General features: G+C 37.7%; 12 protein-coding genes and 2 pseudogenes. 5 read left to right on the top strand and 9 right to left on the bottom strand.

Annotated features, from left to right (window positions below; translation table 11 throughout):
* Window positions 1-279 precede the first annotated feature (279 nt).
* Window positions 280-690: an AbrB family transcriptional regulator gene (locus tag H6G44_RS17420; protein WP_190387766.1), complete on the top strand. Its 411-nt coding sequence runs from the start codon at window positions 280-282 to the stop codon at window positions 688-690.
* Between the two features lie 215 nt (window positions 691-905).
* Here H6G44_RS17420 and H6G44_RS17415 read toward each other — a convergent pair whose 3' ends face one another.
* Complete coding sequence (locus tag H6G44_RS17415; RefSeq protein WP_190387767.1) at window positions 906-2,822, bottom strand: chloride channel protein; 1,917 nt, start codon at window positions 2,820-2,822, stop codon at window positions 906-908.
* Window positions 2,823-3,228: 406 nt separating this feature from the next.
* Between H6G44_RS17415 and H6G44_RS17410 the strand changes: the two genes are divergently transcribed.
* Complete coding sequence (locus H6G44_RS17410) at window positions 3,229-3,603, top strand: hypothetical protein (RefSeq protein WP_190387768.1); 375 nt, start codon at window positions 3,229-3,231, stop codon at window positions 3,601-3,603.
* A 147-nt stretch (window positions 3,604-3,750) separates the two neighbouring features.
* On the opposite strand, the pseudogene H6G44_RS17405 reads toward H6G44_RS17410, so the two are convergent.
* Window positions 3,751-3,900 (bottom strand): annotated as a pseudogene (locus H6G44_RS17405) (transposase); the annotation flags it as partial.
* Between the two features lie 54 nt (window positions 3,901-3,954).
* Here H6G44_RS17405 and H6G44_RS17400 point away from each other — a divergent pair.
* Window positions 3,955-4,209 (top strand): annotated as a pseudogene (locus tag H6G44_RS17400) (zinc ribbon domain-containing protein); the annotation flags it as partial.
* Window positions 4,210-4,564: 355 nt separating this feature from the next.
* A complete protein-coding gene (locus tag H6G44_RS17395; protein ID WP_190387769.1) occupies window positions 4,565-6,130 on the top strand; it encodes a hypothetical protein in 1,566 nt (521 codons plus the stop codon).
* A gap of 60 nt (window positions 6,131-6,190) precedes the next feature.
* Here H6G44_RS17395 and H6G44_RS17390 read toward each other — a convergent pair whose 3' ends face one another.
* Window positions 6,191-7,483, bottom strand: coding sequence for a recombinase family protein (locus tag H6G44_RS17390; protein WP_190387770.1), 1,293 nt, complete (start codon window positions 7,481-7,483; stop codon window positions 6,191-6,193).
* A 224-nt stretch (window positions 7,484-7,707) separates the two neighbouring features.
* Here H6G44_RS17390 and H6G44_RS17385 point away from each other — a divergent pair, with 224 nt between their 5' ends.
* A complete protein-coding gene (locus tag H6G44_RS17385) occupies window positions 7,708-9,081 on the top strand; it encodes an MFS transporter (RefSeq protein WP_190387771.1) in 1,374 nt (457 codons plus the stop codon).
* Window positions 9,082-9,106: 25 nt separating this feature from the next.
* Here the strand turns inward: H6G44_RS17385 and accD are convergent, their stop codons facing one another.
* The 6 genes from accD to H6G44_RS17355 form a co-directional block, all read right to left on the bottom strand.
* Window positions 9,107-10,060: an acetyl-CoA carboxylase, carboxyltransferase subunit beta gene (gene accD / locus H6G44_RS17380; RefSeq protein ID WP_190387772.1), complete on the bottom strand. Its 954-nt coding sequence runs from the start codon at window positions 10,058-10,060 to the stop codon at window positions 9,107-9,109.
* Between the two features lie 273 nt (window positions 10,061-10,333).
* Window positions 10,334-11,155 (bottom strand): prepilin peptidase, encoded by an 822-nt coding sequence (locus tag H6G44_RS17375; RefSeq protein WP_190387773.1) that lies wholly within the window; start codon window positions 11,153-11,155, stop codon window positions 10,334-10,336.
* 19 nt (window positions 11,156-11,174) lie between these two features.
* The gene (locus tag H6G44_RS17370; protein WP_190387774.1) at window positions 11,175-11,435 is read right to left on the bottom strand and encodes a hypothetical protein; all 261 of its coding nucleotides are present in this window, start codon (window positions 11,433-11,435) and stop codon (window positions 11,175-11,177) included.
* 373 nt (window positions 11,436-11,808) lie between these two features.
* On the bottom strand, window positions 11,809-12,897 hold the full coding sequence (gene leuB / locus H6G44_RS17365) for a 3-isopropylmalate dehydrogenase (protein WP_190387775.1): 1,089 nt from the start codon (window positions 12,895-12,897) through the stop codon (window positions 11,809-11,811).
* A 132-nt stretch (window positions 12,898-13,029) separates the two neighbouring features.
* Window positions 13,030-14,235, bottom strand: coding sequence for an aspartate aminotransferase (locus H6G44_RS17360; protein WP_190387776.1), 1,206 nt, complete (start codon window positions 14,233-14,235; stop codon window positions 13,030-13,032).
* Window positions 14,232-15,410: an iron-containing alcohol dehydrogenase family protein gene (locus tag H6G44_RS17355; protein ID WP_190387777.1), complete on the bottom strand. Its 1,179-nt coding sequence runs from the start codon at window positions 15,408-15,410 to the stop codon at window positions 14,232-14,234. Before H6G44_RS17355 ends, H6G44_RS17360 begins: the two co-directional genes overlap by 4 nt.
* Between the last annotated feature and the right edge of the window lie 82 nt (window positions 15,411-15,492).

Below are 15,492 nucleotides of genomic sequence, written 5' to 3'. Positions count from 1 at the left end.
AAGATGTTAGATAAATTCCGCTATCTTCAAGCTTGTATGTGTCAACAAATCAGTTATGTTCATTGGATGGAAGATATTATGAAATGTTGACATTTTTACCCTTGATAATACTACTATACTTAAATATGTAAAGTTTTGTAACGACATTCAACATTTCTGGAGTGTAATATACTTGGCTAGGCTGATTGAAAAACTAAGGGCTTCTGTTCTAATTAGTTCAATGTCGGCTAAAATAAAATCCACTTGACAACTTCAAAAATTCATTTTCGACCTAAGTTGATGCCTAAACATAAAAAAATTGAACCCCTAATCGGTGAAGAACTGCTCAAAAAAGTTAAAGAGCTAGAAACAATCAGCAAAGATGACAAAGCTAAACAGTGTGGCTACTACACTGTTACCAAAAATGGTGTAGAGCGAGTCAATATGATGAAGTTCTTGAATGCCCTGATTGATGCTGAGGGTATTCAGTTAGATAGTTCACCCAGTGCCAATGGAAGGGGTGGACGCAGTGCCAGCTATAGAATTAGTGTGCAATCAAATGGCAATTTATTAATCGGTGCAGCTTACACAAAACAGATGAATCTTCAACCTGGTGATGAGTTTGTCATTACTTTAGGGAAAAAGCATATTCGACTCCGGCAAGTAGATCCAGAATCTTTAGAAGATACGGAAGTAGAAGCTACGGCTTAATGAAAATTCATTAGTCAGTTGTGGGTTTTCAGTTGTCAGTGGTTTTGTTTTACCCCTGACTGCTGCATCACTTATAACTGACCTATCACCGAAATTTAGGTAACAAGCAATAGATCATAGGTAATAATAACTCACAACTGACAACTCACAACTCACAACTAACAACTCACAACTGACAACTCACAACTCACAACTGACAACTAACAACTGACAACTCACCAATTCCCAATTTCCTCTATATATTCAGTAGTGGGAATGACTGGTAAATATTGGTGTAATACCTTATTGATTGCCGTTAAATTACAAGTTAATTCAATTTGTTCTCTTTCTAGTAAACCAAGGATAAAATCAGGATTGTCCTTAGCTACCACTGGTAATTGATGTAAACCACGTAATGCCATGCGGTCTAAAGCTTCAGATAAAGGTTCATCTTCCCAAGCATAAATAATATCTGTAGTACAAATATCTATCAGTTTTTGACTAGATAAATATTCCTGAATTTCAGTAGATGAATTAGGAAGATTTTGCCATATAGAAAGAGTCCGTTTAATATCTTCTAAAGACAAAATTCCCACGATCTTACCGTCATTATCATCAATAATCAAAGCGCTGCGTATTCGTTCCCTGGTAATTGCTACTGCAGCTTCTAATACTCCCAGAGTTGCTGATAATTTTTTAGGACAAGTGTGCATAGCATCTGCTACTAACATTTGCTGCCAAAGTTCCACTTTTTCATCTTTCAATTCTGGTAAACCAATCTGCTGCAGATTAGTATTAGCATCTAAAGTTGGTTTAATTTGTTCTACCAACCAAGTACTTAAACCCACTGCTGCCATTAAAGGTAAAACAATGCGATAATCACGGGTTAATTCAAATAACAGTAAAATTGCTGTTAATGGTGCTCTCACACTACCGGCTAAAACTGCTGCCATTCCTATCATTGCATAAGCTGGAGGAGCGGCAATATGTTCTCCAATTCCTGGTATTACCACAGCCAAAAATTTAGCATAGGCAGATCCAAAAGAAGCACCTAAAAACATAGCTGGGGCAAATAATCCCCCCACAAAACCACTACCAGAACTTACTGCTGTCATCAGCAATTTTAACACCAGTAATATGAGTAATAGATTCAGGGAAAAATCTTCATCCTGTAGCATAGCTTCTACAGTTCCATAACCAATACCCAAAATTTGCGGGTAGCGCCAACCCACTGCACCAATAATTACACCACCAAGAATAGGCTGAATTGACTGAGGAATTTTACCTAATAACTTTAACCCTGATAAATTACCAGCAAAACCGGCTTTAGCTAAACGAATTGATTCAGTATATGTGACAGAAATTAAACTAGCACCTAAACCCAAACCTAGATAAAGCGGTAATTCTAGATAACTGCGAACTTGATAAGCGGGTAAAGCAAAAGCTGGTTGTGAACCTAAGCCAATTTGAGCAATTAAGGCAGCTACAACGGCGGATAGTAACACCACACTTACGGCAGAAGTAGCAAAATACGTACTACCCATAACTACTTCTAAGGCAAAAAATACTCCCGCAATGGGGGCATTAAAACCAGCCGCTAAACCAGCTGCCGCCCCAGCACCCAGTAGTAACCGTTGACGCTCTTGAGAAACCTGTAATATATCAGACAACAAAACTCCGAAATTAGTCCCAATTTCTACACTTGGACCTTCTGGCCCTAGAGATGCACCACTACCTAAAGACACAGCCGCAGCGATCATTTTTGTAACTGGGCGCAGTGGTTTCTTTGCTTCTTTGCCTTGAGAAACTGCTATTAGAGATGAAAGTCCTGGTCCGAAATCCTGTGTACGCCAACGCATGAGGCCAACAATAATTCCGCCCAGGGTAGGAACAGCAGCTAAAGTCCAAGCACCCCAGATCCCAATCTCTCCCATGAAATTTTCCAGCATGAAATTGTTAATTAGCTGGATTAAATGGTGAAAGGTAACTATGCCCATACCCGTACTACCGCCAACTAACATGGCTAAAAACAGCACTACTGTTTCCGGGGAGGGATCAAAACGATTAATTAAGTTAGCGAACTGAATGGAAGGTGGGGGAAAAGCAGGGGATTCCCTGACCTTCTTCTGGGAAATAGGAGGCAAGAGAGTCATTGATATACAGGGTAAATATCAGGAAAAATCCATTTTTATCTGCTATTTCTGATTGTGGTTTATTATTGAGTCAAGGGGTTGCCTCAATAATGGATAAAAATCACAAAATATGGGGAAAATAATAATTATGTCCTAATGTCGTAGTAATTTGGGTTAATATTAGGATCAGTATATCACTAGAGTACGGAAAGGAGGAATGAAAAATTAACAATCAAAAATTTAAATCAGCGAGAACTCACTTAATCAGTTGGTTTATCTGAGTCAACTTATGTTAGAACAATTTCATTCTTAAATTCCACAATAGCATTTTACTAAGAAGTACCCGTAATTATGCTATTATGTTTTTAGGAAAATTAAGTACAAATATTGCTATATAAAAAATTAAGCGACTAAGTGGATGAGGTAGATGAGTACAAATACTTTTGATAATCATTATGTGACTTGCCCAATTTGCCAGAGAAATAACAGAACCAAGCCCATAAAATCTTATATTGGTTTATTTACCTGCCCTTATTGCCAAGAAAAATTAGTTGTTTGTCAAAGTGGACACTATGTGCGTGATCCATTTATTTGGAGACAAATAATAATCTCTTCCGCTTTACGTCGTCAAAGCCGACCTTTAGCGAGGCTCATTAGAGACTTTATTTTGATTAAACGTCCTTTTTTGTTCTTAGTTCTGGGAAGTGCAATTTTTTTGATTGTGACTATAACTCAATACAATATGAGTCATCAAGACCAAGAAATTCCCCAAATTGAAAGAATGAACAAGGGTAAAAAATAGACGTTTTGTGACATCATATTAACTGCATTCCCAGAGAAAAATGTGGCGACAATGAGTTATAAGGAGATTGCGGGAAGGCTGGGAGCCGCGTCTCTTTAGAGCGCGGGGGAAAGCCTACTCGTGCGGTTTTAACCGCTTCCAATATTCTCAACCATGATGCGGATCATTAATATATCTTTCTATAGTATCAGCAGCAACGTTTCCAGCAGTTGAAAAGAAATAGCTGCTAGTCCAAAGTGACGGTAGCTTTTTTAATTCTGGGAACTCTTTCCTTAGATAATTAGATGAGCGTCCTTTGTCTTTACAATTGTTTGATTAAGAATCCCCTCGGCTTTAGCCAGGGGAGTGTCAAATAATACTTCTCAAAATTGTTCTAACTGTGGTCAAAAAGTGAAAAAATCCCTATCAACTAGAACTCATAATTGTCATCATTGTGGGTTCGTAGAAGACAGAGATGTTAATGCCAGTATCAACATCCTAAAGCTAGGATTAACTACGGTAGGGCATACCGGAAGCTACGCTACAGGAGATTTGCCCTCTTGGGCGATTGGTGCAAACCTGTCGTCTAACGGTGAGTCAGTGAATGTAGAATCTCAGCGGCTTTAGCCGCTGAGAGTGTCAATTTCCTTAGTAATTAACAAATATAGTAGTTCCCATGCTCGTAAGGTACAAAGTTTTTTAGTTTTAAGGAACAGGGAACAATAAATAAATTTGTGTGTACTTCATTAGACTGGGAAACAATATAAACACTACAGCGTGTAATAATTAGTTCTGCCCAAAGTAATGGCAATGGCTGAGGGTAAAAATATTTACTCAGGTGTGATCTCAATTCCAGCCACGTCATCAAAATTGGCGAAAATTTTCTTAGGAATTTTTTAAGGAAGTTTACAAGCATCTTGACTGTTAAATGCTACAAATGCTACTATTAGCACTTGGTAAATTATACATAAGGAGAATGCGAATGAACCTACCTTTTATTTTAGATGTGGTACTGGGCTTAATGTTCATTTACTTGATTTTAAGCTTATTGGCTTCAGAAATTCAAGAATTATTAACGACAGTGTTGCAATGGCGGGCTGAACATTTGAGGAAATCAATTGAAATTCTTTTAGCTGGTGATACCCAAAACTCAGAAAATCCAGAAATAATTCGACTAGTCAATAAAATTTATAGTAATCCTTTAATTCAAAGCATTAATCAAGAGGCTAAAGGTTTATTAGCAACTTTACCTCGGAAAGTAACTTGGGCAATGGGTTCATTCTTAGGTCTCTGGAGAAAGTCTAGTTCTAGATTTAAAAAAGAAACTATTTTTGGTGATCAAAAACGGAGTGCGCCTTCCTATATTGGTGGTGAAAATTTTGCGAATACTTTTATGGATACACTGCAACTGCCAATACTGATAAAAAAATTAACTCAGATTAGGCTAGAGCAATTCAAAAATGAACGTCTAGATGATATTAGACAGATTTTAATTCAGTTGCAAGTGTACATTAATAATCGGGAATTATCTAGTGAATTTGCCACCAATATTTCCGCAGATTATAGACAGTTGGAACTAGAGTATAACCGTATTATTGAGGATTTTTACCAAGATAAATATGATATATACACCAGTATAAATCGGATGAGAGATAGCCTAGATAAATATATAGAGAGTTTCGGGGCAAACATAGGTAATTACGAAGATATTTTAGATAAGCCTTTGCGAGAACTAAAATTCTTAAGAAAAGATATTTTTGAAGATGCAGAAAAAGCCATAGTTATAGGAGGATTAAAGCCTAATATCAATGAAGTTGTCAAATCTATTAAGAAAGGTAGTAATGTTTATGGTGAAGTCATAGCAGCTATCCAAGATAAAGATAGTGAGACCTATAAAAAAATTAAAGAACTGATTGATATTCTTCCAGATTCTGTAGTTGATAACATTGAAACTATGGCAAAACGCGCCCAAATCAAGGCTAAAAGCGCGGAAGAAGGTATTAATCTCCTACGGAAAGAAATTGAAAATAGTTTTGATAGCTCTATGGAAAGAGCCGGTGGTGTTTACAAACGCAATGCTAAAGGAGTTGCAATTTTAATTGGAATAACTTTAGCTATCACAGCCAATGCTGATACTTTTCATATCATTAAGCGCTTATCTAAGGATTCTTTATTACGAGAAATAATTGTTAATAAAGCTTCCCAAGTAGTACCACCAGGATCTAATTCTTCAGACGTAAAGAATTTAGATACTAATGAAATTTTAAAAGAAGTTGAGTTACCAATTGGTTGGACAAATACCAACTTACAACAGCAAATTTGTCAACCAGATGTTTCTTCAACGCAGGAATTTTGTCCAACAGATAATAATTCAGACAAGCAAATTAACTGGAAAAATGTAAAACTTGGTGATTTACCTATTTTCGGTGTTTTAAGGGTGATTGCTGGCTGGCTTGTGAGTGGTATTGCTATTGCTATGGGTGCGCCTTTTTGGTTTGATTTGCTGGGTAAAGTCATGAATGTGCGAAATGCGGGCAAAAAAAAGTAACCAATCTCATAAAAATCAAGATCAATAGCGGAAATAAAAATTAGATCCCCGACTGCTAAATTAGAAAATAAAAATTACCTGTAAATACCATTCTCTATTTTGGCGGATAATTTGAATTTTCTGGATAAATTCACGGAAGTAAAATCGTCGTTCTACCTCTGATAAATCTAACCAAAATTGAGGAATGGAAACAGCTTGAGCTACAGAACTTAAATTAACAGGAGGAAGAATTGATAACTGAGCTTGAAGTTCAGAAATTTCTGTTCTAAGTTTGTAAGCTCTTAATTTTGCAGTCTCTATATCTAAAATTCCCGTTTCTATTAACGTGGGTAATTGTTGGAGGATTTGTTCCTGACGAAATATCTTATCCCCTAAACTATTTTTAATTGTATCTAATTGGGGAAAATTGATTCCAGCCACAGCTAAAGGTAAATCTCGACAAACATGATCTATAGTTTTTTCTAAAACTACCTGGTAAGGAATAGCACGACATTTAGGTTGTTGAGGACAGTCAGTTGCGCGTAAATATAAATACTCTTTATCTTGATGACGCTGGGTAACACTGGTAACAATCATTTGTGACTGACATTGATTACAAATGACTAAACCAGCCAAAGAACGAGGTGCACTAGCAGTCCGTGATGGTAAACGGCTGTTGCGTCGCAAAAGTCTATCAATTTGTGCTGCTTCTGCTCTGGAAATAATTGCTGCGTGGGTATTAGAGATAATTTCACTATTTTGATACGTGGTATCACCTCGATAAACTGGATTGGTTAACCACCGTCTACCAGTAGTTACGGATATATTTTTGCCGTATTTTTTACTTAAAAATCTAACAGCAGCACGTAAAGAACCATAGAGTAAAAATTGTTCAAAAAAATCTTTGACCACTGGTGAGGTAGTCCGATCAATTATATATTTACCCTGTCCTCTGCGGTAGCCATAGGGTGATTTTCCAGGTGGTGGTAAAGCTTCTAGCCGATTACGAGCGTGCCCTTGACGAATACGGCGACTACGTTGCTGATTTTGAATTTCTTGTAATAATTCCAGCATTTCAGTCTGGATTTGACTAGAATTAGATGTATATGGTTGTTGTGTCGCAATTACTATAACTCCCATCGTTTCTAATTGATTGAGATTATCGCTAATTTGGGCTAAATTATCTCCTAATTCTTCTAAGCGATGCACCAATAGATAATTAATGGTTTCCGTTTGACAATCGGTCAATAATTGTTTTAATTGGGTGCGTTTTCCCAAATCTTCATAAATTTTATCTATCTCCCAACCCCAGTCACCTTGATTAGGAACAGTATCTAGAAGTGGATCGGTATAAATATAAACAACTATTTTCATATAAAGAAACGGGGAGAATTCTATCTTTTTCTAGATTATTAATTGCAAAAACTTAATTAATCTAATGATTGTGAAATACTGATGACATTTTCTCAGGTGTTTCCTAGACTGTGAGTCTGAAAACTGATATTAAAAAAACAAACTTTTTGTTGAAAAATACAATAGCAAAAAATAACAGTTTATCAGTAATTAGATTGACTTTCGTTCCATAGTTATCATAATGTATGAATCCTCTTCCGGTTGACACAGTTGAAACACTGGATATTCAAATACCTAATATTGACTCTTCACTAGCTAAAAAATTTCCTGAGCGATTTTCTAAAAATACCATTCGTACCAGTTTACAAGCTTCTACTATAGACGCTATTTTTGCATCTATTTTTAGTTTGAGTACGGGGGGAATTTTAGTTAGTAATTTGTTAGTTGAGTTAGATGCTACTCCAGTAATATTTGGAATGCTATCTTCAATTCCCATGTTAGTAAATTTCATTCAACCTGTGGGCGCTTACATTTCCGAGAAAACTAGCAGCAGATTTCAATATTCTCTATTAACTTTTGGTACTTCTCGTTTATTGTGGTTGATTCTGGTAATTGGTATTTTTGCTAATAATTCCAGTGTACTAAATTCCCAACAATTAGTAGTATTAACACTATCAATTGTCTTTTTTACTAATCTTTTAGGAGGATTAGGAAGTGCATCTTGGTTAAGTTGGTTAGCAATTATTGTTCCCCGACGGTTAAGAGGTAAATATTTTGGTATCCGTAATAGTGTTTGTAATTTGACAAATTTTATCTGTGTACCTGTGGCTGGATTCATAATATCACATTGGTACGGTGGAACTATCCAAGGTTATGGATTAGTTTTGTCTTTAGGGATTATTTGCGGACTAATCAGTTTGTATTGCCAGTATTTTAAAGCAGATGTAAATCCTCAATTACAAAATCAAAACCATTTGGAGTTATGTAAAAGTTCCAGTGAAAGTATTTGTAGAGATGAGATTAATTGGACTAATATTGTTTGGCAAAACTCTAACTTTTTACTATTTCTGGTTTATTTTAGTGTATGGATGTTAGCTGTGCATTTGAGCGCGCCTTTTTTCAACTTCTATTTATTAGATACTTTAGATTTAGATGTTACCTTAGTAACTGTTTATAGCAGTCTGCAAACAGGGGCAAATCTGTTGATGCTGATTATCTGGGGTAAATTAGCCGATAAAATTGGTAATCGTCCCATTCTCATCTGTGTTGGTGTTTTAGTAGCAATTACACCATTATTATGGTTGGGAATTGGTCATAATCAACTTGATTTTTGGTTGTGGTTACCGCTTTTGCATATTTTTACTGGCATTACTTGGGCAGCAATTGATTTGTGTATGACTAATATGTATTTGGTAATTGTCCCAATAAAAAATCAGTCTATTTATATTGCAATTGCTGCTGCTGTAGCGGGAGTGAGTGGAGCTTTAGGGACAACAATCGGCGGTTTTATCGCCCAAAGTCACGAATTTGGCGGATTATTAGGTTTATTCGCCCTTTCCAGCCTGTGTAGGCTATTAGGATTAGTTCCCCTAATTTTTGTTCAAGAACCAGGAAAGTAGGGCGCAATCCCCGCGCCCATAATTTCTACTCAGCCGCAGTAGAACTTAATTTCATGCTTTCCCATAAAACCATATTTGGTGTAGTTTCGAGGGGGGGCTGATGCAAAGCAATTAATTTTGTCAAAGTAGATTTTAATTGAGTCCGGGAGACAATATCATCAACAAATCCGTGTTTAAGTAAGTCCTCTGCAGTCTGGAAATCTTCAGGAAGTTTTTCTCTGAGAGTCTGTTCAATTACCCGTCTTCCCGCAAAACCAATGGTGGCTTTTGGTTCAGCGATGATAATATCACCCAACATGGCAAAACTAGCAGTAACGCCTCCTGTGGTGGGATTAGTTAATACAGGAATATATAATAGTTTAGAATCTCGGTGACGTTGTAGGGCAGCGGAGATTTTAGCCATTTGCATTAAAGACAGCATTCCCTCCTGCATTCTCGCACCACCTGATGTGCAAATAATGACTACAGGGTAACGCCTTTGGGTGGCTTGTTCAATCATGCGGGTGAGTTTTTCCCCGACCACAGAACCCATACTTCCACCCATAAACCGAAAATCCATGACTCCTAAACCTATGGGTAAGGTATTAATTTGCCCTAATCCAGTTTTGACAGCATCTACAAGTCCTAGTTTTTCCTGTGTTTCTCGTAAGCGATCGCTATAGGGTTTACGATCGCGGAATTGTAAGGGATCAGTAGGGCGTAAATGCTCATCCAATGGTTTCCACGTATTAGCATCAATTAATTGACGAATCCGTTCATCACTATCAACCCGATTATGATGACCACAATCAACGCAAACCATTTGATTAGCTCGGAGATCTTTTGTATAGCTAAGAACACCACATTTAGGGCATTTATGCCATAAACCATCGGCAATTTCCCGTTCTTGGCGTTCTATATTAGTACCTCCTGATTTACGCCGATTTGCGAACCAATCAAATAGAGACTTTAAACCGCGTGATTCTTCGTTGTTTGCCATTTTTATCTTATGTAATTGGGTATGAGATCAAAGTCAAACTTATGACTTGAATGATTGATTTGTTTGATTTATTTAATGTCAGAATTATGGTTTGTGTGATTGATTTCGTGGTGATTGGTTAATCATCAAAATCATCAAAATCATAGTTTAGACTGCTTAGATATTACCAATATTTCAAATTTCAATGGGGTAATAACAGCTACACTCAGGGGGATCAAAGTTTAGGTTGATAAAACCATAAACATGAAACAAAAAAAGATTTAAAAAATGATGCTAATATCCAAGCAAAAATAATCTCATATAGTGGGACAAAATAGTTTCACCGCAAAAAACAGTGACTACCCCACCCATAGCGAGGAAAGGTCCAAAAGGCATTTTTTGGCTCTTATGGTGACGGGAGAGGATAATTGACCCACCTCCTATAAATACTCCCAAGGAGCAGGAAATAAAAACCGCCAATAGTAAATAACGCCAACCTAACCATGCTCCCATCATGGCGGCTAATTTAGCGTCACCTGCACCCATGACTGTTTTACCAAAAGCCATAGAACCTAAAAGGGAAATGGCATCAAACAGCCATAAACCCAGAACCGCACCGACTATTCCCTTGATTAACCATTTAGATAATCCTACCGCAGTTGGTTCTGATAACCAACCAACAGCTACTTGAAAACCTATTCCTAGAATTAACCCCGACTTAGTCAATGAGTTGGGTAAGGTCATTGTATCTAAATCTACTAAGGATAGAGCTAATAACCAACCAAAAAAAGCCCAATATCCAATAGTGAAAATTGAAAATTGAAAAACCCAAAATACTATTAAAAATATTATCCCCGTTAATGCCTCTACTAATGGATAACGAAAAGATATCTTAGTTTGGCAATAACGACACCGCCCTTTTAACCAAAACCAACCTAATACCGGCACATTATCATAGGCTTTTAACCTATTTAGGCACTGGGGACAACGGGAGGGTGGCCACAACACTGATAAACCAGCAGGTAGCCGATAAACCACAACATTAATAAAACTTCCCAAGGATGCCCCGATAACAAAGACAATGATACTTACTAAAATACTCATCAAAATGTCCATATTGTTATTTGTCAGTTGACTAATAAATATATGATTCAATTTGATTCAACGGGACAAAACATTCCTGTGGTAACAGCACCGGGTACTGAGTAAAAATCACTTTACCCCGATAAGTTACCCGACTAATGGCTACTCCTGTAGCTTTGCCTACTATTTCTGGATGTACTTCACAGTAAGTATAGTAGATATGACTAGCTGCTCGAATTACAGTAGGATCAATCAAAGACGGGTGCTTTTTTTGTGAGGTAGAATTTTCTTGTTCTTGTTGTAAAGCGTACACTATCAGCTTTTATGTAAGTTATAGATTTGCTGCTATATAAATCCTAGGTAAAACTAGATATTTACTTCTTACTTCCATGGGAGCATGAGAGCGGTTATCCCTTTGTAAGCTTACACGCCTTAGCTAGACGCAGTATCAACTTTTTGGTTGACCTGAAAAAACTATCACTATTATTGCTTGGGTTTCGCGTAAGTAATAGTTTTATTAAATACTTTAGACAATTCATATTGTATATGAACTGCTGATTTTTCGCTACAAAAAAGTTAAAGTTTTTCCATACTTAGTTGTGTCTATATCTATTGTCAACTCAGGAAAACTGTTAATTAATCTGAAAGTTTCCACAAAGATGCTAAAATTTCCAGATTTATTGATGTTATTCTAGTTCGAGAATTGTCATTAGTGCCTCACCCATAGCTTGACAACCGACAAGTTTCATTTCTGGGGACATAATATCTCCTGTACGATAACCTTGTTGTAAAACTTGTAACACACTATTTTCAATTAAGTCCGCTGCTTGTGGTTGGTTTAAAGCATAACGTAACATCATTGCAGCACTTAAGACCTGTGCTAAGGGGTTAGCTAGGTTTTTTCCAGCAATATCTGGGGCTGAACCGTGAACTGGTTCATAGACACCGGGACCATCAGCACCTAAACTGGCAGAAGGTAACATACCAATACTACCAGTCAACATTGCTGCAGCATCGGAGAGAATGTCACCAAATAAGTTTCCTGTAACAATTGTATCAAATTGTTTGGGAGCGCGGACTAATTGCATGGCCGCATTATCTACATACAAGTGAGATAATTCAACATCAGTATATTCTGAGGAAAGTTGAGTAATGCGTTCTCGCCAAAGTTGAGATACTTCTAATACATTGGCTTTATCGACAGAACAGAGTTTACCTCCCCGTTTCTGGGCTATTTCAAAAGCTACGCGCCCAATGCGTTCAATTTCTGATTCTGTGTAAACCATCGTATTAACACCGCGTTTTTCTCCGGTTTCGGTGGCAAAAATGCCCTTGGGTTTGCCGAAATAAATCCCGCCGGTGAGTTCTCGGACTACCATGATATCTACACCTTCGACAATTTCCCGTTTTAAGCTGGAAGCGTCAATTAACTGAGGGATAATTTTTGCAGGACGTAAATTAGCAAATAGTCCTAAACCCGCCCGCAAACCTAATAAACCGGCTTCTGGACGTAAATTAGCGGGGAGGGAGTCCCATTTATAACCACCGATAGCAGCGAGTAAAACGGAATCGCTATTGCGGCACATATCCAGGGTGAGGGGTGGTAAAGGTTCGCCGGTTTCGTCAATAGCAGCGCCACCAATTAAAGCTGTGGAAAATTCAAAGCTAATATCAAAGCGTTTTCCTACGACTTTTAGCACGTCCACCGCTACGGACATAATTTCGGGTCCAATGCCGTCGCCAGGTAGTAGGGTAATGCGGTAGTTTTGAGTCATAGTTAGATTTTAATAGGTAAATGTTTGCAGATAGAATATCATACTTAGCAATTGTGACAAATGGGTAATTATCGAGGTGTTATACGGGATTGAATACTAATTGAGGATTTGGAACTAGTCCGTATATAATGATCACACAGAAATAGAAACTTCTGATTGATAGTAAATCCCCGCTTCTTTAAATCTTTGTAAAGCTTCACCCAAGCGATCGCAATCTGCAATTAAACTAATTCTCACATAGCCTTCACCACCCACACCAAAGGCATTTCCAGGAGTCAAAACCACCCCAGTTTGCTGTAAAACATTCAAAGCAAAATCTGTAGAATTCATTCCTCCTGGACATTTTATCCACAAATACATAGTTGCTTCGGTTTTCGGAATATTCCACCCCAATTTACCCAAACCATCAATTAGAAAATCTCGACGAGTGCGGTAACGTTGCTGGACTTCATGTAAATAAGAATCAGGAAGTTGTAAAGCGGTTTCTGCTGCTGTTTGTAAAGCGGAAAAAATGCCATAATCTAAATTAGTTTTTAGTGTCCGCAAACCTTGAATCACGTGACGATTTCCCACGACAAAACCAACCCGCCAACCTGCCATATTATAGGTTTTAGATAAGGTGTGAAATTCTACACCTATATCTTTTGCACCAGGAATTTCTAATAAACTAGTAGGTTGATAACCATCAAAAGCTAATTCGGCATAACATAAATCATGGACTAAAAGGATTTCATATTTCCGCGCAAAAGCGACAATTTCTTCAAAAAACTCGCGGGGGGCGGTAGCTGCGGTAGGATTACTGGGATAATTAAAATAGAGAATTTTGGCTTTTCTGGCTACTTCGTCAGGAATGGCCGCTAAGTCAATTAACCAGTTATTTTCTTCTTTAAGAATTAAATTGTGGATAATTCCCCCAGCAATAATCGGACCACGAAAATGCACAGGGTAAGATGGTGAAGGTACTAATACAATATCACCAGGATTAATGTAGGCGATCGCTAAATGTCCCAAACCTTCCTTAGAACCCAGTAAGGGTAAAGCCTCACTATCAGGATTAAGTACCACACCATAGCGACGATGATACCATTGAGTAATAGCTTTGCGGAAACTTGCAGTCCCTTCAAATGGAGGATAACCATGATTAGCGGGATTTTGCAAGGCCGTCATGGCAGCTTCTATTACAGGTTGAGGTGTAGGACCATCGGGATTTCCCATACCCAAATCAATTAAATCTAGTCCTTGTTCTCTAGCTTTTGCCTTTAATTCATCTAAACGAGCAAAAACATAAGGAGGTAACTTTTGTATCCGTTCTGCGGGAGTAATCCAACTTAAATTCATTCTTTCACCTCGTCACTTATTCCCCTAATGGAAACACGGTTAATATTTATTGGTGCAGTGGTAGAAACCATTGCGGCCATTAATTGTTCCAACGCTACTTTAAAAGGTAAACGGTGGATATCAGAATTAGGTTCTAAACTAATTTCTGCTGCTGTTTGTAACTCACTCAAAGTGATATTACCTAATCCCAAATCTGCTAATTTTTGGGGTAGTCCAATCTCTGCATAAAACTTCAACAATTGTTGTCTTGCTGACGCTGCTAGTTGATTTCCTTGGATCATTTCTTCTAATCGCAGTTGTACCAGGATACCATAAGCGACCTTTTCCCCGTGAATACTACCATGTCCAGAAATATGGGTTAAGCCATTGTGGACAGCATGGGCAGCGACTGTACGACATTGCGCCCCTCCTAGACCCCCAATTACTCCAGCTAGGAGTACAGTTGCGTCTACAACTTCTTGCCAAATTTCCGTACCTGGGGACTGTAACGCAGCAATAGACTTTTGCAATAAAATATCTCGTAAAATTCGCGCTTGTTGAACCGCAGCAATAATTAAAGTTTGTTGCAAATGTCCACTACTAACAGATGCTTCATACCATTTAGCGATCGCATCTCCAATACCCGCCACTAAAGTTCGGTGCGGTGCAGTCTGAATTAAATTATAATCCAAAATTAGCAAATCAGGACAGCGAGATAAAGCCACATCGTACAAAAACGCCCCCGTTGTTGAATAGACATTAGAAAGAGCAGTCCAAGCTGCACAGGTAGCCCCAGAAGTGGGAATTGTGACTACTGGTAATTTCAACTGGTGCGCGACTAATTTAGCCGTATCTAAGGCTTTACCACCGCCAATACCAATAATGATATCAGCCTTATGCTCCTTAGCCGACTTACGTAAAGCTTTGAAACTAACTTCGCAACAATCAGCGCCATAAGAAACCAAGACAGGATGTAATTCTGGACACTGGAAAAGAGGTTTTAAACTCTCTTGACTCAAATTTAGAGTATGATTTCCGGCTACAATTAACGGACGAGATCCCAAATTAGCGACTTCCAGAGCAACGCTTGATAATATACCAGCGCCGCGAATTACTTTCCCCGGAGAAACAGAAAGGCTAAAAAATGAACTAGCCGTTTGAGTGGACAAAATTTCAGTAGAATGTTGATTAGGCATAATTTCTATTTTGTCAAAAATATTGATATTTATTAATCAAATTTTAAAATAATTCTTATTGTATGATAGATGACAAGAAATG

The sequence above is a fragment of the Aphanizomenon flos-aquae FACHB-1287 genome, assembly GCF_014698755.1.
Taxonomy (GTDB): Bacteria; Cyanobacteriota; Cyanobacteriia; order Cyanobacteriales; family Nostocaceae; genus Dolichospermum; species Dolichospermum flosaquae.
The sequence above is the reverse complement of the archived record's forward strand: the minus strand, read 5'-3'. Positions and strand labels throughout refer to the sequence as shown.